This window comes from uncultured Polaribacter sp. (assembly GCF_947501385.1).
Lineage (GTDB): Bacteria > Bacteroidota > Bacteroidia > Flavobacteriales > Flavobacteriaceae > Polaribacter.
The window spans coordinates 22,893-42,013 of sequence record NZ_CANMVP010000004.1; the positions used below are offsets into that span (position 1 = coordinate 22,893).

Below are 19,121 nucleotides of genomic sequence, written 5' to 3' on the forward strand. Positions count from 1 at the left end.
TACTTTTTGCATACATTTTATTAAACGAAAGCATTTTGAATTTAGTATAACTTATATTTGTACTTGCTAAAATATCTTCGGATGTTTTGCGTTATTGGAATAGTATTTATGAAAAGATTTTTTTTAATCATTTTAACGATATGTATCACTCAATTTGCAACCGCGCAGATTGATACTTCTGTACTGGCTTCTGGAGATTGGTTTAAATTTTCAGTGGACACTACGGGTGTTTTTAAGATTGATAAAAACCTCTTGCAAAGAATTGGTATTTCAACAAATGGATTGAATCCTAAACATATTCAAATCTTCGGTAATGGAGGTTCTCTATTGCCTGTTTTAAATAGCGATTTTAGAAATGAAGATCTCCAAGAAAATGCAATTTATATTGAAGGAGAAAATGACGAAGTTTTTAATGAGGACGATTTTATTCTTTTTTATGCAAAAGGGCCTCATGATTGGACTGTAGATACCAATAATAAAACAGCAAGACACCGGCAAAATATTTATTCAGACAAGGCATATTATTTTATTACTGTTGGAAGTACTAATGGAAAAAGAATTTCCCAAAAAGCAGAAAACACCAATTCAACAGTTACTCAAATAACATCTTTTGATGATTATACATTTTTTGAAAAAGAAGAATTGAATTTATTAGCAGTTGGTACACAATGGTTTTTTAATGATAATTTTAATGTAGAAAATACACAAAGTTTTACCATACCATTTCCCAATGCATTGCCCAATCAAAATATCTCAATCAGAACAAGAGGTGTAAGTGATTCTGTAGTTTCATCTATAATGAGCGTTCAAGCAAATAATGAAAATTTGTATGATATTTCTTATTTGGCAGTAAATTCTGGTTCTTTAACCAAAGCAAGTACTTCAGAAAGAACTGCTTCAATAAATAATTCTTCGGAAGCTATTACTATTGAAATAACCTATAATAATAACGGGAACCCTTCAGCAAATGCCTATTTAGATTTTATAGAAATTGTGGGTAAAAAGCAATTATTAGCAGACGGAAAACAATTTTCATTTAGAAGTTTTGCCCAATTTGATAGTGCTGGCACTGTAGAATATCAAATACAAAATGCAAATAACATTTTTCAAGTTTGGGATGTTTCAGATTTTTTATCTCCCAAAATAATCATAAATCAAGCTACGGGTACAAATTTTTCATTCAAAGATAATGGAGGTATTTTAAAGGAATATGTTGTTTTAAATCAAGCTGATTATTACATTCCAGAAACCATAGAGAATTCAAAAGTTGTCAATCAGAATTTACACAATTTAAAAGACATTAATTATTTGGTAGTTACTAGTTCAGAATTGGTCTCACAAGCACAAAGATTGGCAGACTATCATCAGGCAAATTCTAATTTGACTACCAAAGTGGTAGTTTTAGATGAAATTTATAATGAGTTTTCTTCTGGTTCTAAGGACATTACGGGTCTAAGAGATTTTATAAAACATGTTTATGAAACGAATTCTTCAGCAGATAAAAAACTAAAGTATGTTTGTTTCTTTGGCGATGCTTCTTATGACTATAAAGATCGAATCTCATCAAACAACAATATCGTTCCTGTAAAATTGTCTGAGACAAGCTTCAATTTGGCAAACTCTTATGTTACAGATGATTTTTTTGTGATGTTAGATGATAATGAAGGTACCATGATAACGTCTCATACCTTAGATGTTGTTTCGAGCAGAATTCCTGTTACGGGAATTTCTCAAGCAAAGGATGTGGTTGATAAGATACTAACCTATTACAGTAAGAGTTCTATTGGAGATTGGCGAAACACCATTACTTTATTAGCAGATGATATCGATGCAACAAGCGATATTGTTATTCAACAAGGAGTTGAATCTATTGCAGATGAAATAAAAAATAACAAGCCAATTTTTAATGTTGATAAAATTTATGCAGATGCTTACGTGCAAGAAAATTCTTCTGGTGGAGAACGGTATCCTGAAGTGAAAAAGGCAATAACAAATGCGATCGAGAAGGGAACATTGGTTTTTGATTATTTTGGGCATGGAGGAGAAGATGGTTTTGCCGCTGAACGTATTTTAGAAAAACCACAAATTCAGGAATTCAACAACCCAAATACATTGCCATTACTAATTACAGTAACCTGTGATTTTTCTAGGTTCGACAACCCAAATAGAATCACTGCAGGCGAACTAACCTTATGGAACAAAACAGGTGGTGCAGCAAGTATGATTACCACTACAAGAGAGGTTTTTATTTCTGTTGGACAACGTTTTAATGAAAGTTTAATACGACTTTTGTTAGAGTTTAATAATGAAGATTTATCGATTGCAGCATCTTTAATGACCGCTAAAAATAATTTCTCTAATGCACAGAAATTCTTTGTGTATTCTTTTGGAGATCCTGCAATGAAATTAGCCGTTCCAGAGCCTAATGTTAGAATCACCAAAATGAATGGTAAAGACATTTCTCAACCTACAGATACATTAAAAGCACTGTCTAAAGTAAGTTTTGAAGGCACCATTGTAGACAATTCGAATGCAGTTTTAAATAATTTTAATGGAACATTATCCACAACTGTTTTTGACAAACCTTTAAATAAAACAACTTTAGATAACGATAATTTTGGGATACAAATGATTTTTGACACGCAAGATAGTAAACTTTTTAGAGGGAAATCTACAGTTGAAAATGGTGTTTTTAAATTCGATTTTATTGTTCCCAAAGATATAAAAATAGCCTACGGAAAAGGAAAGCTAAGTTTTTATGCTGAAAACGGAGAAGCCGAAAAAGCAGGTTTTAATTTTGATATTGTGGTTGGCGGTATCGATGAAAATGCACCAGAAGACACTGTTGGTCCTGAAGTACAGTTATTTATGAATGACGAATCTTTTATTGATGGTGGAAATACAAATGCTTCGCCCAATTTAATTGCAGTACTTTCTGATATAAGCGGAATTAATACTTCCATAACTGCTGTAGATCATGATATTATTGGAATTTTAGACGGAGATACTTCAAACCCAATTGTATTAAACGATTTTTATCAAACAGAATTAAATGATTTTACAAAAGGAAAAGTAACGTATAGATTAAGAAATTTAGAAGTAGGTCCTCATACTTTAAAAATAAAAGTTTGGGATACTTACAATAATTCATCTGAGACAACGTTAAATTTCGTGGTTGTAAGTGACACTATCTTAAATTTAGAAAATGTTTTAAATTATCCAAATCCATTTGTAAATTATACAGAATTTTGGTTCAATCATAACAAACCAAATGAGCCTTTAGAGGTTCAAGTTCAGGTTTTTACGGTTTCAGGTAAATTGGTAAAAACCATCAATCGAAATGTGCAGACAGTAGGTAATTTGGCAAGAAGCATCACTTGGAACGGTTTAGATGATTTTGGCAATAGAATTGGAAAAGGGGTCTATGTCTATAAACTAAGAGTAAAATCAACCATAAGTAATTTGGTTTCAGAGAAGTATGAAAAATTAGTAATACTTCAATAAAAAGCAGATATTTGTATCACATAATAGAGAATAATAAACATGAGAAAAATACTTTACGTTTTAATATTGATAGTTTCAGCTGGTAAATTACAGGCGCAACAAAATGCTATTACTACTGCAGCACCATTTTTATTAATTGTGCCAGATGCAAGAGCAGGAGGAATGGGAGATATTGGTGTGGCAACATCTGCAGATGCTTTTTCTCTGTTTCACAATCCTGCAAAAATTGCATTTAGTAATCGACAGATTAAAACAGGAATTACCTATTCACCTTGGTTACGTAATTTAACAGATGATATTTTTATAGGAAGTGGTTCTTATATCAATAGATTTAGTGAAAATGCAGCTTGGGGAGCTGAATTCAGGTATTTTTCTTTAGGTCAGATTGATTTAACAACGAATGACGGAACGCCGAATGGCTCGATAAACCCAAATGAATTGGTAGCAACAGGTACTTACTCTTTAAAGCTAAGCGAAACTTTTGCAATGGGAGTTTCTTTAAAATATATTCGTTCTAATTTAGCTTTTAACGGAACAGAAGGGAATTCTCTACAACCTATAAATTCTTTTGGTGTAGATGTATCTGGTTTTTATCAATCTTTAGAAGAAAATTATGGCAATTTTAACGGACGTTATCGATTGGGTTTTAATATTGCCAACATTGGGCCTAAAGTTTCTTATACGCCAGGTGAAGAAGATTTTATTCCAACAAATTTAAAATTAGGTGGTGGATTCGATTTTATTTTAGACGATTACAATACCATTTCTACAACCGTAGAATTTACAAAACTTTTAGTTCCTTCTCCGCAAGAAGATGGTTCTGAGCAAGACCAAGGTTGGGTAGAAGGGATGTTTAGCTCTTTTGGAGACGCTCCAGGAGGTTTTAGCGAAGAAATAAAAGAATTTACCTATGCTTTAGGTGCAGAATACTTGTACAATAATGCATTTGCTTTAAGAGCAGGGTATTTTCATGAAAATGAAGACAAAGGAAACAGGCAATATTTTACTTTAGGTGGTGGTTTTAGAACCAACGCTTTAAATATAGATTTATCTTATTTAATCAACGCTTCAGATGTAAACAATCCATTAGAAAATTCGTTGCGTTTTTCTTTATCATTTGATTTGGGTGAAATTTTTGAAGACTACTAAAAGCTGCTTTTTTTTTAGTAATTTTAGCACACTATTGAAAGCAGTCGTTTGGACTGCTTTTTTTGACCGCCTAAATTATGAAAGAAATAAAAGTATCTGCTACTGCAACCCTTTTTAATGATGTTTCAGAATTATCTTCAGAAGATCAAATGTTAATGAATAAAGCTGTTGAAGCTAGAAAAAAAGCCTACGCACCTTATTCTAAATTTAGCGTTGGCGCAGCATTGTTGTTAGAAAACGGAGAAATAGTTTTAGGAAGCAATCAAGAAAATGCAGCGTATCCTTCAGGTATGTGTGCAGAAAGAGTGGCCATTTGGAAAGCGGGCTCTGAGTTTCCTGGAGAGAAAATAAAAAAACTGGTCATTACAGCAAGTTCAACAATTTCTAAAGTAGACAAACCAGTAGGTCCTTGTGGCGCGTGCAGGCAAACATTGTCTGAATTTGAGATCAATCAAAAAGAACCTTTCGAAGTTATTTTTATGGGTGAAGTTGGTGAAGTTGTAAAAACAGCCTCATTACTTTCTTTATTGCCTTTTTCTTTTGATAGTTCTTATTTATAGGTAGTTTTAATAATGTCTTCGCGAGCATTACTGAAATTTAAAACAATTATGAAACCAGATATTTCTTCCAGAAAAGACATCAAACTGATCATCACAAAATTTTACGATAAATTGTTGGATGATCAAGAGATGATTCCGTTTTTCGAAGAAATTGTTTTACAAAATCATCTAGCATCACATCTCGATATGATTTCAGATTTTTGGAATGATATTTTATTTGACACAACTACTTATAAAAATAACACCATGCAAAAGCATTTAGATAAAAATACTTTTATAAAGTTTAAGAGAGCACATTTTTCAATTTGGACATCGTATTTTTTTAAAACGATTGATGCCTTTTTTGAAGGAGAAATTTCTGAAAGAATGAAAAACAGCGCAACCTCAATAGCGACTTTTATGCAACTAAAAATGAATTTATACTCTTAAAAAGACACTTCAATTCAATAAAAATCATTTTTGAATATCATTTTTTGAGAATAAAAATAGATTTCACAAATGCAAACATTTAGTAACTTTCGGAAAATACATCAATGAATAAAGAACGTACATTTATGATTTCATCAAAAATCACTGGAACAGGAAGTTTTATTCCATCAATAAAAAAAGAGAATAAAGCCTTTTTAGAAAATCTTTTCTTAAATGAAGATGGTAGTACTTTTTCATCTAAAAATGATGTAATCATCGATAAATTTAAAGACATCACAGGTATTGCAGAAAGACGGTATGTAAGCCCTAAATATAAAACCTCTGATATTGCTTTTTTTGCTGCGGAAAAAGCAATAAAAGATGCAAATTTAAACCCAGAAGCGTTAGATTATATAATTGTAGCGCATAATTATGGTGATATTGAAGCAGGTTCTGTTCAAAGTGATATGGTACCAAGTATCGCCACAAGAGTTAAATATAGATTGGGTATTTCGAACCCGAATTGTGTGGCGTATGATGTTCTTTTTGGTTGCCCAGGTTGGTTGCAAGGGGTTATACAAGCACAAGCTTTTATACAAGCAGGAATTGCAAAAAAATGCCTAATAATTGGCGCAGAAACCTTGTCTAGAGTGATTGATAAACACGATAGAGATTCTATGATTTATAGTGATGGTGCAGGTGCTTGTATTGTTGAAGAAACACAAGAACAAGATTCGGGAATTATTAGTCATGCAAGTCAAACCTTTGCAAAAGAAGAAGCTTATTTCTTACATTTCGGAAAATCGTTTAATAAAAATGAAGATGATAATGTACGGTATATTAAAATGTACGGTAGAAAAATTTATGAATTTGCTATTACACATGTTCCCGCAGCAATGAAAGCCGCTTTAGACAAAAGCGGAATTGACATCACAGAGGTGAAGAAAATATTCATTCATCAAGCCAATGAAAAAATGGATGAAGCTATTGTTAAAAGATTCTACAGATTGTATAAAATGCAAACTCCAGAAGGCATTATGCCCATGAGTATTCATGAATTAGGAAATAGCTCTGTTGCCACGGTACCTACCTTATTAGATTTGGTTTTAAAAGGAAATATAAAAAATCAAGAAGTAAAAAAAGGAGATGTTGCTATTCTAGCTTCTGTGGGTGCAGGAATGAACATCAATGCGGTTGTATATCGTTTTTAGTTTTTAAGAGAAAAGATGTAATTTTAAGAAATCATCTTTTTACTAGCTGATCTTAGTTCAAAAAAGAAGAATGTCAAGTTGAGACCCGAGAAAAAATTTTATCAAACGATTGGAATGACTTAATGTCTCCTCGAGTATTACTGAAATGAAAAGACATTTTCATTGAGAGTACCTAGCGAAGCTATCGAGAGGTTTTAATGAGGTCTCGACTGCGCTCGACCAGACATATATTAATAATTTGTAAAACAGCAATTTACAAGCTACGTCAATGGTAGCTTGTCGAAGTTTTTTAGTTTCAAAATCAATGGTGTCCGAAAAAAAATTGTAAAAGAACCCGAATGATAAACAAGGCATAGACCAAAAGATCTTTTTAATAGGTATACCTTGCTTTAGCAACAAGTAGAAATTTATAAACTTTCAAAAATGATAAATTTGCTGTAAAATTGATTATCAGTTAGTTAAAATAAAAGTCTTGGTTCTATGTTCTTTCAGCGCAGCGATCTTGGCTTTTATATCTGACAACAATATTTCAAAATGAAACTGGTGAAATATCTCTATGACGCTGCCTTTAAAATAGTCCGTTTTAAGAAATTTTTATTAGGGATTTTTTTTGTTAAAAAATGTCCCATTTAAACTCCTTTTTCTAAAATCAAAATATTATTTTTGCGCATGCAACAACACAACGTACTTATTTTAGATTTCGGCTCGCAGTACACTCAACTAATTGCGAGAAGGGTAAGAGAATTAAACATCTATTGTGAAATTCATCCTTATAACAACCCACCAAAAAATGCATCAGAATTTAAAGCGATCATTTTGTCTGGAAGTCCAAATTCTGTAAGAGGAGAAAATGTCTTACATCCAGATGTATCAGAAGTAAGAGGTAAAAAACCATTATTAGCAGTTTGTTATGGTGCACAATATTTAGCACATTTTTCTGGTGGAAAGGTAGCGCCTTCAAATACTAGAGAATATGGGAGAGCAAATTTATCATTCATAAAAAATAACGAACCTTTCTTTGAAAATATTTTTAAGGGAAGTCAAGTTTGGATGAGCCATTCAGATACCATTAAAGAATTACCAGAAAACGGCGTTTTATTAGCAAGTACAACCGATGTAGAAAATGCAGCTTATAAAATTGAAGGAGAAGAAACCTACGGAATTCAATTTCATCCAGAAGTATATCATACAAAAGATGGAAAACAATTATTAGAAAATTTCTTAGTAAAAATTGCGGGTGTTGCACAAACTTGGACGGCAGACTCTTTTGTTGAAGGCACCGTTGCTTCCATAAAAAAAACGGTTGGAAAGGACAAAGTAGTTTTAGGGCTTTCTGGAGGAGTAGATTCTACCGTTGCTGCAGTGTTGTTACACAAAGCGATTGGTAAAAATCTGTATTGCATTTTTGTAAACAATGGTTTGTTGCGTAAAAACGAGTTTGAAAGTGTGTTAACGCAATATGAAGGCATGGGATTAAATGTAAAAGGTGTAGATGCATCTGAACGTTTTCTAACTGCTTTAGCAGGATTATCTGATCCTGAAAAGAAAAGAAAAGCAATTGGAAATGCATTTATAGAGGTTTTTGATGATGAAGCACACCAAATAAAAGAGGTAACTTGGTTGGCACAAGGAACTATTTATCCTGATGTAATTGAGTCGGTTTCTGTAAATGGTGGGCCTTCAGCAACCATTAAAAGCCATCATAATGTGGGTGGTTTGCCAGATTTTATGAAACTAAAGATTGTAGAGCCTTTGAAAATGATTTTTAAAGACGAAGTAAGAAGAGTGGGTGCTTCTATGGGAATTGATTCTGAATTATTAGGACGTCATCCTTTTCCAGGGCCTGGGTTGGCCATTCGGATATTAAGTGATATTACCCCAGAAAAAGTTCGTATTTTGCAAGAAGTAGATGCGATATTTATCAACGGTTTAAGAGAAGATGGTTTGTACGATAAAGTTTGGCAAGCTGGTGCAATGCTACTTCCTGTAAATTCTGTTGGAGTCATGGGAGATGAAAGAACGTATGAAAAGGTGGTAGCACTTCGAGCTGTAGAAAGTACCGATGGTATGACGGCAGATTGGGTGAATTTACCATACGAATTTCTACAAAAAACATCAAATAAAATAATAAATCAAGTTAAAGGCGTTAATAGAGTAGTGTACGACATTAGTTCTAAACCACCTGCAACTATAGAATGGGAATAAAATATATGAGACATCTTAAATTTTTTGTTTTTCTGTGTATCCTAACGTTTACCGTTTCTTGCGGTCAGCAAAAGAAATACGTTCAGTACAAGGTTAAAGAAGGAGAAACCATGCGTTTAATAGCCAATAAGTTGGATATGAGAACTCAGGACTTGCTCCGACTAAATCCAGATGTGAGCAGAAAACCAGAAGCAAATACTGTAATTATTGTTCCTAACAAGAAAATGGTTTCAATAATAATTGATGGCAATAAAAAAGATTCTTCAAAAGATATTAGTCCTGAAAAAGAGAAGAAAGAAGATATTGTGAATGCTATCGATGATAAGGAACTGCAAAGAAACCTTCTTATAGAAAAATTAGAAAAGGAATTTAAAATTCACGAAGTAGCAAAAGGAGATACATTCTTTAGTCTTACCAGGTTCTATAATGTTACTAGAGATGAGTTAATTGAATTGAATCTAGAATTATCTGAAGGTTTAAAACTTGGGCAACTCATTAAAATTATGCCTATTGAAGATGTTTTCGAAGATGATAATTTTCTTTACAAGGATGAAATAAAAGACGGAATTTCTATAAAAGCAGCAATCATGTTGCCATTTAGAGCTTCAGAATTAGATACACTTTCTAGTGATGCAATTTTTGATAATAGTAAATTGGCAAACATTGTAACCGATTTTTATTTAGGTGCAGAAATCGCAATCGATTCTTTAAGAAGACAAGGAATACAATTACATATAGATGTGTATGATACTGGAAGAAACAGTTCTAAAATAAGAAGTATTATTGAAGAAAATGATCTTGATGATAATGATGTTATTATTGGTCCTCTATATTCAGAGGAAGTTCAATATTTAGCAGGAAAAGTAAAAACACCAGTTGTTTTTCCTGTCTATTCTAAGAAACAAGCCAATTTTACGGGGCGAAGAATTGTGAAAACTTCACCAAATAAAAATTTATTTAGAGATAAACTACTAGAGTATATCGAAGAGAATTTTCATGACGGAAATATTGTAATTGTTGGTGATGGGCAAGGCGATTCTAACTACAATTCAAAGAGAATTGAAAAGATTTTAGAATCGAGTGATTCTATCTCTGGAGTAAGCATTATTATTCCTGAAAATGGATATATTAAAAAACAAAAATTTTTAGATGTTTTAAAGCCAGACATGAAAAATATTGTGGTGATGACAACAGACGATAATGTAATTGTTGCCAGTGCCATCAACAGTTTAATCAGTTTGCCAGAATTTGTCTCTGCAAGAGTTTTTACTTTTGATAAAGTAAGTGCATTTAATAAAGTAGACAATGCAAAACTAGCACAATTAGGCTTTACTTATGTGAGTGACGAGTATATTAGAGAAGATTCTTTTAAATCTAGAACTTTTAATAGAAAGTATCTAAGAAAAAATGGCGTATTGCCATCTTTTTACGCAACAAAAGGATTTGATATTACCTACGATATTTTAATGCGTTTGGCCTCAGGAAAGAGTTTAAAATCTACTTTTGATGAAGGCTATTCTTATCGAGTAGAAAGTAAGTTTGATTATACCGACAAACTTTTTAAAATAACAGAAAATAAAGGCTTGTTTTTGGTGAAGTACAATCCAGATTTAACCTTAACAAGAATCAAATAAAGTTATTAATTGAGCAAAAAAAATCCGTTAGAAATTATTCTAACGGTTTTTTTTATACTTAGATTTTCTTCATCTGTTGTTTCATCATTTGCATTTGCTCCTTTAACATACCGTGTTTGTCTAATTTTTTAGCTTCTGCCATTAAATTAGTTGCTTCACGTTTACGTCTTTTAGTCATGGCAATTCCTGCCAATTGCAATTTGGCCATCGCCAAATCATGATCCATTGCCAAACCTAATTTTACAGCTTTACGCAAATATTTTTCTGCTTGCGTAATGTTTGTTTGACTTAGCATGATACCATGTAAATAATTGTAATATCCATGTTGTTTAGTGGTCAAAGCCGTTTCAGGATTTTTAATATAACTTAACCATTTTTTAGTTCCTTCAAAATTTTGTTTCCGCAATTGTAAAAAAGCCAACAAAATAAACTCATTTTTAAAGTACAATAAAACAAAAATTCCAGCTAAAAGTAAAATGGAAATTCCGTTCATAATATTCCCTTGAGTAAATTGATACACAGCCCAAACAGAAATCAAACCTGCTATTATTAATTTTATATTTTTATGAAACATAGTTGTTTTTAGTTGTCTCCTCGAGCGCAGTCGAGAGATTATTTAATTTGAAAAGCAAAAGTACATTTTTTGAGTTTAAATACCTACAAGGTTTTTAAAACCTTGCAGGTAAAAAGAATTTTATTTCTTATAATATTTACGATATTTAAACCATGCAAATAATCCTAGAATAAATACAAACCCAACAGAATAATAAATAGAAGTGGGTGTGATCACTCGATCTCCACTAGCATACGAATGCAAGCCAGATAAGTAGAAGTTTACTCCAAAATAGGTCATCATTATAGAAGCATATGCGATAATAGACCATAGATTAAAGGTGTATCTCCCTCTCAAACCAGGAATTAAACGCATGTGTAAAACAAAAGCATATACCATGATAGAAATTAAAGCCCAAGTTTCTTTAGGATCCCAACCCCAATAACGTCCCCAACTTTCATTTGCCCACATTCCGCCTAAAAAGTTCCCAATGGTTAACATAATCAACCCAACAGTAACTGCCATTTCATTAATAATAGTTATCTCTTTGATGTTTAAATCCATCTTCTTTTTATTCTTTTCATTTGTAAAAACCATTAAGAAAAGGGCAAAAATTCCTAAAATCATTCCTAAAGAAAGCGGGCCATAACTTGCTACAATAATAGAAGTATGCACTAAAAGCCACCAAGAATTTAATACGGGTTGCAAATTAGCAATTTCTGGGTCTAACCAATTTTGATGCGCAAAACCGAGAGTTATTGCCACTAAAAATGCGGTTGCAGTAATTGTTAATGCAGATTTTCTGCCTATAAAAAGACCGAACAACATGGTGGCCCAAGCAACAAAAATGATAGATTCATAGGCATTACTCCAAGGTGCATAACCGCTAATGTACCAGCGAGAAATTAAGCCTAAAGTGTGAAAAATAAATAAACCAACAACAATTACCGTTAATATTTTTACAACGGTATTGATCCATTTTTTAGAACTAAAGATTTGCCAAATCACAAAAATGATTAAAAGCAAACTTACATAGCCATAATAGGTAGAAAGTCTTTGGAAAGGTAGAATTTTGTTATAAGCAATTTCAAGTTCTATTCTTTTTTCGGTAGGAATTACTTCAGAACCAAATTTTTGTTGAAACTTCTTAATACCGTCTAAAATTTTGTTGGCATCTGTATAATCATTCGTTTTCTTTCCTTTCTGCAAAAATTGAATGTAAACTGGTAAAGACTGACGTACAAAAACAGAATCTGTTCCTTTAAAATTTGCCGTTGAGGTTTCTGGTTGCGAAACCCATGTATTGTTTTCATCACCAGGAATTGGATAAATTTTTAAGATTCCACCACCAATTGCAGAGTACAATAAACCAATTCTTCTATCTATTTTAATAAGATCTTTCTCAAATTTATTTTTAACCTTTTTTTGTTGTGCTTCAGCAACTTTCTTTTCTATTTTATAAATACCTCTTGGGGTTACAAAGTCAGACAATGCTGCATATTTTGCAGTATCTGCAATTCCTATAAATTCTCTAATTTTAGTGTTTCCTTTTTCTAAATAAATCACAGGAACTTCATACCAAAGTCTAGGGTTTTCTATGATAGACAACAAAACCTGACTTGGTTCCATGTCCTTAAATTTTTCTATTTTACTTACTTTTCGAACCAATTCTGAAGCAAAAGTATGTGCAGGCTTCATTCTTCCATCGTCCTGTATGACCAATCTGTTAAAGCTCTCTGCGTGTTTTGCATCGACGCTATTGGCTTCTAAAATAGAATCTATCTGTTGGTGTGTAATCTTTTTATTTTGATGATTGTCATTGTGTTGCGCAAATGCGAAAGTTGATAAAAACAACGTTGCTACAATAGACATTGTCAATTTCTTTTTTCTAATTTTAAGCAATCCTTTTTTCAAATCATCAAAACGTGTATTTTTTGCAAAAAGAATACAAATTAATCCCGTGTATAATAAAGAATATCCTAAATAAGTAACAAAGGTTCCTAAAAAATCATGATTTACAGAAAGGTGCGTTTCTTCTTTTTCACCCGTTAAATCATAACTTGCTTGAAAAAACTTATAGCCTTTGTGGTCTAGAATGTGATTCATAAAAATTCGATAATCAAATGTTTCTTTTGGGTCAATTACAGTTACTTCACTGGCATAGGCAGCAGCACTTTCTGATCCTGGATATTTATCTAGTTGAAAATCATTTAGCTTGATGCTAAAAGGCGTTTCTAATATTTTAGCACCATAGAGCATTCTAAAATTTAAACCACCCACTTCAACAGATATAGAACCATCTGAATTAAATTTTCCACCGGTTAATGCTACTCTTTCTGTTTGATTATTGGCAGTAATATCTACGATAATAACATCTTGTTTTTTATCATCTTTTGGACCGCTAACAGTGGTCATAATTCCTTTTTCTGCAGGTTTAGGAATTACAAACTGTAATTCACCAATAGTATGAAGCGTTAAATATTGAAAGTTTTGAACGGAGTCTTTTACAATTTTCCCCTTTTTTTGATCTGCCATTCGAAACCAATCTCCATCAGTCTTCGAAACCATTTTTAAAACGCCATTTTCTTTGGTAAAGTTTACAGAAGCATTGTCACTTTCTGCTTCAAAACCAACTAAAATTCCGTGAATGTTTTGTAGGGTTCCTTTTTCAATCCAATGTTCATGACGTGTACCTTCAGAAGATTCTACAAAAAATAAATGTGCTACACCATTTTCATCTTCAATTAATTTCTTTTCAGCCCAAGGAATATAGTCTACCAATTCAAAATTAAAAGCGATCTTTTTTTCTTTTGTTTCAAAAGCATCTGAATAAGACCAAGTATTACTGCCCCAAGCAGAAAGCATAATCGGTTCGTTTATTTCTGGTTTTTGAGAATTCCCATCATCTACAATAGCATTTAGATAGGTAGTTTCAGATAAAAATTTATTAGTGGTTTCTCCTTCTTCAATCAGCATAATGCCCTCATAACCAATATAACGTGTGATGCCTGCTCCGATAAGAATCAACAAGAATGCAGAGTGGAACATTAAAACTGCCCATTTTTCTTTTTTATACAAACGATACCTAAAAATATTTCCGAAGAAATTTACAACAAAGAAAATCATGATGGCTTCAAACCACCAAGCATTGTAAACAAGTGCTTTTGAGGTTTGTGTGCCGTAATCATTTTCTATAAAAGTGGCTATTGCCATTGCTGTTGCAAATAAAATAAACAAAACAGCTGTTAGACGAGTAGAATAGAGGAAATTGAATAATTTTTTCATCCTTATGAAGTGCTTTTTAAAAGAGTTACAAATTTAAGCATAAAAGCACAATTTTACTTCTTGATAGCGGTATATTTATACGTTAAATATTATTAAATTTAAAAGCATTTATGCCAGAGAAACATATCATCCCAAATTCAATAAAAGAAGAAGTACAAACTGCCTTAAACTACTATCCGCAACTAAATGATATTCATATAGAATTTAAGTTTAAAAAGAATATTAAAAAGTCTACAATGCAGGCAAGACCCACATTTGATAGTTTTTTTAAAACCAAAAAAAACAGAAAATTTTTAGTGTTAATTAGCGAGAAATTTAAAATATCAGATAAAGAATTCTCTACGAGAGACATTCCTAGAGATATTTTTATTGGTTGGATAGGCCATGAATTAGGGCATATCATGGACTACCAACATAGAAACAAATTGAACTTAATTTGGTTTGGTATTAAATATCTATTATCCGACAATCATATTGTTGAAGCAGAAAGAGCCGCAGATGGTTTTGCAGTAAAACATAATATGGAAAGTTATATTTTAAAAACAAAAGATTTTATATTAAACAATGCCGATATTTCTGAAGATTATAAGAAACGAATTAGAAGGTATTATTTATCTCCGGAAGAAATTATGGTATTGGTAGAGGAGAGAAACGAAATAAATAAAGTCTTATGAAAAAACTAGCAATTGTTGGCTTTGGGCCAAGAGGCTTGAGTGCTTTAGAAAACCTATTTGTAGAAATTTCTAAAGAAAATTTAGCCATTAATATTCACACAACCCTTTTTGAAATAGAAAAAGAATTAGGAACCAGTAAAGTTTGGAATACAAAGCAGCCAGCAATTAATTGGGTAAATATATCGGAAAGAGCTTTAAAGGATTTGGAAGGAAGGCCAGAACTTGTTTTTAAAAACGTGACCATTCCTTCATTTCCATCTTATTTAAAGTGGTCACATAGAGACGAGAAAAATCTAGATGAAACTGATGCAGATCAATTTCCTCCAAGAAAAAAGATAGGAAATTATTTGTCTGAAAGAGCAGACTCAATTGTAAATATTTTACTAGAACATAAAATGATTGCTGTTGAACAGGTTTTAATTACAGATCTAGAGTACAACGCAGACACAATTACTTTAATAGATTTAAAAAAGAACTCATATATTTTTGATGAAGTTGTACTAACCATTGGTCATCAACCCACTAAAATTGATGAAGATATCAAAGATTTTGAAATGCAGTCTATTGATGATGATAGGATAAGTTTTCCAGAAACCTATCCGATAGAAAATATTATCAATTCAAAAGCTATCAATAGCGAGAAAAACGTTGCTATTAGAGGTTTAGGTTTGGCAATGATAGATGCTGTTAGGGCTTTAACAATTGGTAAAGGTGGTCGCTTTAAAATACTGAACAAATATACATTTGAGTCTGAATTTATTTCGGGAATAGATGTACCAAAAAAGATAATTCCGTACTCATTAGATGGCTTGCCGATAGTTTCCAAACCTTTAAATCCAAAGATTGATCGTCAATTCTCTTTATCTAAAACACAAGCTACGTATTTCGAGAAAACAATACGCGATGTTGCTGACGGAAATGTAGCAGTAGAAGACAATACCTTTTTAAAAGAAGCAATTGCAAAAATTAGTGTCGAAAATTATTTCGAACTAGAAAATAAACTTTTTGATGAAAATATAGACAAGACTGCATTAGAAACAATTGTTATAAAATGGTTGACAGATCCAAATTACGCTCATAAACTCATTCAACCCACAAATTGTAGTACAGATCAAATTATTAGTTCTTTTGTAGAAATGGCCTGCGGAAAGAAAGCCGTCTCATTAGATTTTTGTGTCGGACAAGTCATTCGTCATTGCCAGCCCATTTTATACAAATCTTTCTCTCATGCGAATATTGATGAAACAATCATCGCTTCCGTAATTTTATTAGATGAACAAATGAAGCGCTATTCTTATGGGCCGCCTTTAGAGAGCATGCAACAACTGCTAGCGTTGCATAAATGTAATCGTATCGATTTTAATTTCGCAAACAATCCTAATATTCGTAACGAACCTCATGCATGGAATTTTGAGAAAGAGGAAAATTCAGTTGAGGTAACAGTAATCATAAACAGTGTGTTAAGTGCCCCTAAATTATTAGAAGTTTCTTCTTTAATTATTCAGAATTTATTAAGAAATGATTTGATAAAACCCATTCATTCTAAATTGGGCATTCATACACAAAAAGATGGGCTCATTTTAAACGCTCAAAATAATTCATTTCTACCCATTGCAGTTTTAGGAAGGTTGGCAAAAGGAAGTGTTATTGGTGTAGATGCGATATTAGAATGCTTTGGAACGAGAATAGAAGATTGGGCTGTGGGTTGTGTAAATAGATTAAAGGAATAATTTTAAGGTTGTTTTTCACTTAAATATTTCCAATAGCGTTTTGGAACATGTCTAATATGTAATTTCATATTTTTCCTTTCGGTAATATTGGTGCTTTTAAAATAGTCTTGCCATAATTTCTGAAATTCAAATTCTTTTTCCGAAAAGAAGTTGTCATCTGTTTTAGAAAAGTCGAAATTCTTTGGAAAGTCCATTTGAATGATTTCCAAAGAATTTAAATCATAGTGCAAACCGTAATTTCTTTTAATATCATAAATAACCCATTTCTGATCGGCATATCTACTTTTAAAATGCTTAGAAATTAAAGGTAAAACATTAAAATCTGGTGCGATGTTTGCGAAGTAAATTTCATCTTTTGTTAATTTGAAACGAACAAAAGCTTCCATTCTATGTTTTTCTCTACTTACATTTTTTGCAATTTGAGAAGTCTTTAGTACGCTAGCATGTGTAAAATCGGTGTCTACCTTTTTTTTCGTACTAAAAATATATTGCAAATAATCTAATAAGATATTTTCTATACCCAGCTGTTCACTTAAAAAAGCATAATACATTTTGGTAGCTGAAATTGCTGCAACCTTTCCTTTTAAACCTTGCCAAACCCTATCTGATTTCTCTTTATCAGTAATAATCGTTTCGTTTTCTGAGAACAATCCGTTTTGAATTAAGAATTCATTTTGAATAGAAACATCTTTTAAATTGTATTCAAAAATATGAAATATGCACGTTAAAAAACCTTCAAAAGAACCATCATAAATTAAAATCTTTCCATTCATTTTAAGAAAATAGATTTAATTGTGGACTTAATAGTTTTTCATATTTGCTCTTTGAATTTTTAAAAATGCTTGCTTTAATTTTTTCAGCAGTTAAATCTCTTCTTTCAAATTGATGGCTATCACAAACTAAAAAATATTGTGCTCTGTTAAATGCAATTCCAATTTTTTTAAGATGTTCCCAATTCAACCTTCTGTGTTTTCTTGCCATTACAATCTTTGCAACAGATTTCATACCAACTCCAGGTACTCTAGCCAACATTCTTTTCTCTGCTTTATTAACATCTACAGGGAACTCGTGTAAATTTCTTAAGGCCCAACTTAACTTTGGATCGATGTCTAAATCTAAATTTTGATGGTTCTGATTTACAATTTCGCTAGTTTGAAATCCATAAAAACGTGTCAACCAATCTGATTGATACAATCTGTTTTCTCTTAACATTGGCACTTCACTACCAATTTTTGGCAAACGGCTGTCTAAACTTATTGGAACATAACCTGAGTAATAGACTCTTTTAAGATTGTAATTTTTATAATAATGCTCTGCGGTTTTTAAAATTTGAAAATCATTTTCTCCGCTTGCACCAACTATCATTTGTGTACTTTGACCTGCAGGAGCGTATTTAGGCGTACTTTTTATAATTTTCTTTTCTGCTTTGTATTGAATAATTTCATTTTTCACCTTTTCCATAGGTTTTATAAAATCTTCAAAATTCTTATCGGGTGCCAATAACTTTAGCCCAGATTTTGTAGGAATCTCAATATTCACACTCAATCGATCAGCATACAAACCCGCTTCTCGCATCAATTCATCTGAAGCTCCTGGTATGGATTTTAAATGGATATAGCCATTAAAATTTTCTTCTATTCGTAACTTTTTTGCGACAGCAACTAAGCGTTCCATCGTATAATCTGCACTTTTAAAAATTCCAGAACTTAAAAACAAACCTTCAATATAGTTTCTTCTATAAAAATTAATAGTCAAATCTACTACTTCTTGCACTTTAAAAGCGGCGCGTTTTACATCGTTACTTTTTCTGGTAACACAATAGGCACAATCAAAAATACAGTAGTTGGTTAACAGAATTTTAAGTAGAGAAACGCAACGCCCGTCTTCTGTATACGAATGGCAGATGCCCATTCCCGTAGAATCCCCAATGCCCTTATTTGTATTTTTTCTTTGACTACCGCTTGAAGAACAAGAGACGTCATATTTAGCAGCATCTGCTAAAATTTTAAGTTTTTCTAAAGTTCTTTCAAAAGACATAAGTTGTTGGTATTGAGTAAATTGTTTTAATAACGATGTAGGGTTTAAAATCATTACAATTTACAATTTCTAACCATCAAAATTCCGTTTCTGAATGACATTTTTCCAGCGATAAAAACTGTTTCACAAAAAAAACCGACGTTTAAAGTCGGTTCTAATCTATTTTAATGA

The 19,121-nt window shown here is 32.0% G+C and carries 13 protein-coding genes; 9 read left to right on the plus strand and 4 right to left on the minus strand.

Going from position 1 to position 19,121, the window contains the following annotated elements; genetic code table 11:
* Positions 1–108: 108 nt before the first annotated feature.
* The 7 genes from porU to Q0998_RS03650 all read left to right on the plus strand — a co-directional run bounded on the left by porU (position 109) and on the right by Q0998_RS03650 (position 10,671).
* A complete protein-coding gene (gene porU / locus Q0998_RS03620; protein ID WP_299666385.1) occupies positions 109–3,504 on the plus strand; it encodes a type IX secretion system sortase PorU in 3,396 nt (1,131 codons plus the stop codon).
* A 39-nt stretch (positions 3,505–3,543) separates the two neighbouring features.
* On the plus strand, positions 3,544–4,653 hold the full coding sequence (gene porV / locus Q0998_RS03625; RefSeq protein ID WP_299666389.1) for a type IX secretion system outer membrane channel protein PorV: 1,110 nt from the start codon (positions 3,544–3,546) through the stop codon (positions 4,651–4,653).
* Positions 4,654–4,730: 77 nt separating this feature from the next.
* On the plus strand, positions 4,731–5,213 hold the full coding sequence (cdd, locus tag Q0998_RS03630; RefSeq protein ID WP_299666392.1) for a cytidine deaminase: 483 nt from the start codon (positions 4,731–4,733) through the stop codon (positions 5,211–5,213).
* A gap of 48 nt (positions 5,214–5,261) precedes the next feature.
* A complete protein-coding gene (locus Q0998_RS03635; protein WP_299666394.1) occupies positions 5,262–5,642 on the plus strand; it encodes a group III truncated hemoglobin in 381 nt (126 codons plus the stop codon).
* A gap of 125 nt (positions 5,643–5,767) precedes the next feature.
* Positions 5,768–6,832: a 3-oxoacyl-ACP synthase III family protein gene (locus Q0998_RS03640; protein WP_299666709.1), complete on the plus strand. Its 1,065-nt coding sequence runs from the start codon at positions 5,768–5,770 to the stop codon at positions 6,830–6,832.
* A 669-nt stretch (positions 6,833–7,501) separates the two neighbouring features.
* Complete coding sequence (guaA, locus tag Q0998_RS03645) at positions 7,502–9,037, plus strand: glutamine-hydrolyzing GMP synthase (RefSeq protein ID WP_299666397.1); 1,536 nt, start codon at positions 7,502–7,504, stop codon at positions 9,035–9,037.
* A 5-nt stretch (positions 9,038–9,042) separates the two neighbouring features.
* On the plus strand, positions 9,043–10,671 hold the full coding sequence (locus tag Q0998_RS03650) for a LysM peptidoglycan-binding domain-containing protein (RefSeq protein WP_299666399.1): 1,629 nt from the start codon (positions 9,043–9,045) through the stop codon (positions 10,669–10,671).
* Between the two features lie 58 nt (positions 10,672–10,729).
* Here the strand turns inward: Q0998_RS03650 and Q0998_RS03655 are convergent, their stop codons facing one another.
* Both Q0998_RS03655 and ccsA read right to left on the minus strand, forming a co-directional pair.
* Positions 10,730–11,245, minus strand: a complete 516-nt coding sequence (locus tag Q0998_RS03655) for a DUF2892 domain-containing protein (protein WP_299666401.1) — start codon at positions 11,243–11,245, stop codon at positions 10,730–10,732.
* 120 nt (positions 11,246–11,365) lie between these two features.
* The gene (ccsA, locus tag Q0998_RS03660; protein ID WP_299666404.1) at positions 11,366–14,509 is read right to left on the minus strand and encodes a cytochrome c biogenesis protein CcsA; all 3,144 of its coding nucleotides are present in this window, start codon (positions 14,507–14,509) and stop codon (positions 11,366–11,368) included.
* A 110-nt stretch (positions 14,510–14,619) separates the two neighbouring features.
* Here ccsA and Q0998_RS03665 point away from each other — a divergent pair, with 110 nt between their 5' ends.
* Both Q0998_RS03665 and Q0998_RS03670 read left to right on the plus strand, forming a co-directional pair.
* Positions 14,620–15,183: a hypothetical protein gene (locus tag Q0998_RS03665; RefSeq protein ID WP_299666406.1), complete on the plus strand. Its 564-nt coding sequence runs from the start codon at positions 14,620–14,622 to the stop codon at positions 15,181–15,183.
* The gene (locus tag Q0998_RS03670) at positions 15,180–16,913 is read left to right on the plus strand and encodes an FAD/NAD(P)-binding protein (RefSeq protein WP_299666409.1); all 1,734 of its coding nucleotides are present in this window, start codon (positions 15,180–15,182) and stop codon (positions 16,911–16,913) included. The genes Q0998_RS03665 and Q0998_RS03670 overlap by 4 nt, the downstream gene beginning before the upstream one ends.
* 2 nt (positions 16,914–16,915) lie before the next feature.
* Here the strand turns inward: Q0998_RS03670 and Q0998_RS03675 are convergent, their stop codons facing one another.
* Both Q0998_RS03675 and Q0998_RS03680 read right to left on the minus strand, forming a co-directional pair.
* The gene (locus Q0998_RS03675; protein WP_299666411.1) at positions 16,916–17,686 is read right to left on the minus strand and encodes a TIGR03915 family putative DNA repair protein; all 771 of its coding nucleotides are present in this window, start codon (positions 17,684–17,686) and stop codon (positions 16,916–16,918) included.
* Position 17,687: 1 nt separating this feature from the next.
* Positions 17,688–18,950 carry a putative DNA modification/repair radical SAM protein gene (locus tag Q0998_RS03680; RefSeq protein ID WP_299666414.1) on the minus strand — a complete coding sequence of 421 codons (1,263 nt, stop codon included), beginning with the start codon at positions 18,948–18,950 and terminating at the stop codon, positions 17,688–17,690.
* Positions 18,951–19,121: the final 171 nt, after the last annotated feature.

Excerpts from the sequence above, each read along its gene's own strand:
- Q0998_RS03675 (WP_299666411.1), bottom strand. The coding sequence starts at position 17,686 with ATGAATGGAAAGATTTTAATTTATGATGGTTCTTTTGAAGGTTTTTTA.
- ccsA (WP_299666404.1), bottom strand. The coding sequence starts at position 14,509 with ATGAAAAAATTATTCAATTTCCTCTATTCTACTCGTCTAACAGCTGTT.
- Q0998_RS03650 (WP_299666399.1), top strand. The coding sequence starts at position 9,043 with ATGAGACATCTTAAATTTTTTGTTTTTCTGTGTATCCTAACGTTTACC.
- Q0998_RS03670 (WP_299666409.1), top strand. The coding sequence starts at position 15,180 with ATGAAAAAACTAGCAATTGTTGGCTTTGGGCCAAGAGGCTTGAGTGCT.
- guaA (WP_299666397.1), top strand. The coding sequence starts at position 7,502 with ATGCAACAACACAACGTACTTATTTTAGATTTCGGCTCGCAGTACACT.
- porU (WP_299666385.1), top strand. The coding sequence starts at position 109 with ATGAAAAGATTTTTTTTAATCATTTTAACGATATGTATCACTCAATTT.
- Q0998_RS03665 (WP_299666406.1), top strand. The coding sequence starts at position 14,620 with ATGCCAGAGAAACATATCATCCCAAATTCAATAAAAGAAGAAGTACAA.
- porV (WP_299666389.1), top strand. The coding sequence starts at position 3,544 with ATGAGAAAAATACTTTACGTTTTAATATTGATAGTTTCAGCTGGTAAA.
- Q0998_RS03680 (WP_299666414.1), bottom strand. The coding sequence starts at position 18,950 with ATGTCTTTTGAAAGAACTTTAGAAAAACTTAAAATTTTAGCAGATGCT.
- cdd (WP_299666392.1), top strand. The coding sequence starts at position 4,731 with ATGAAAGAAATAAAAGTATCTGCTACTGCAACCCTTTTTAATGATGTT.
- Q0998_RS03635 (WP_299666394.1), top strand. The coding sequence starts at position 5,262 with ATGAAACCAGATATTTCTTCCAGAAAAGACATCAAACTGATCATCACA.
- Q0998_RS03655 (WP_299666401.1), bottom strand. The coding sequence starts at position 11,245 with ATGTTTCATAAAAATATAAAATTAATAATAGCAGGTTTGATTTCTGTT.
- Q0998_RS03640 (WP_299666709.1), top strand. The coding sequence starts at position 5,768 with ATGATTTCATCAAAAATCACTGGAACAGGAAGTTTTATTCCATCAATA.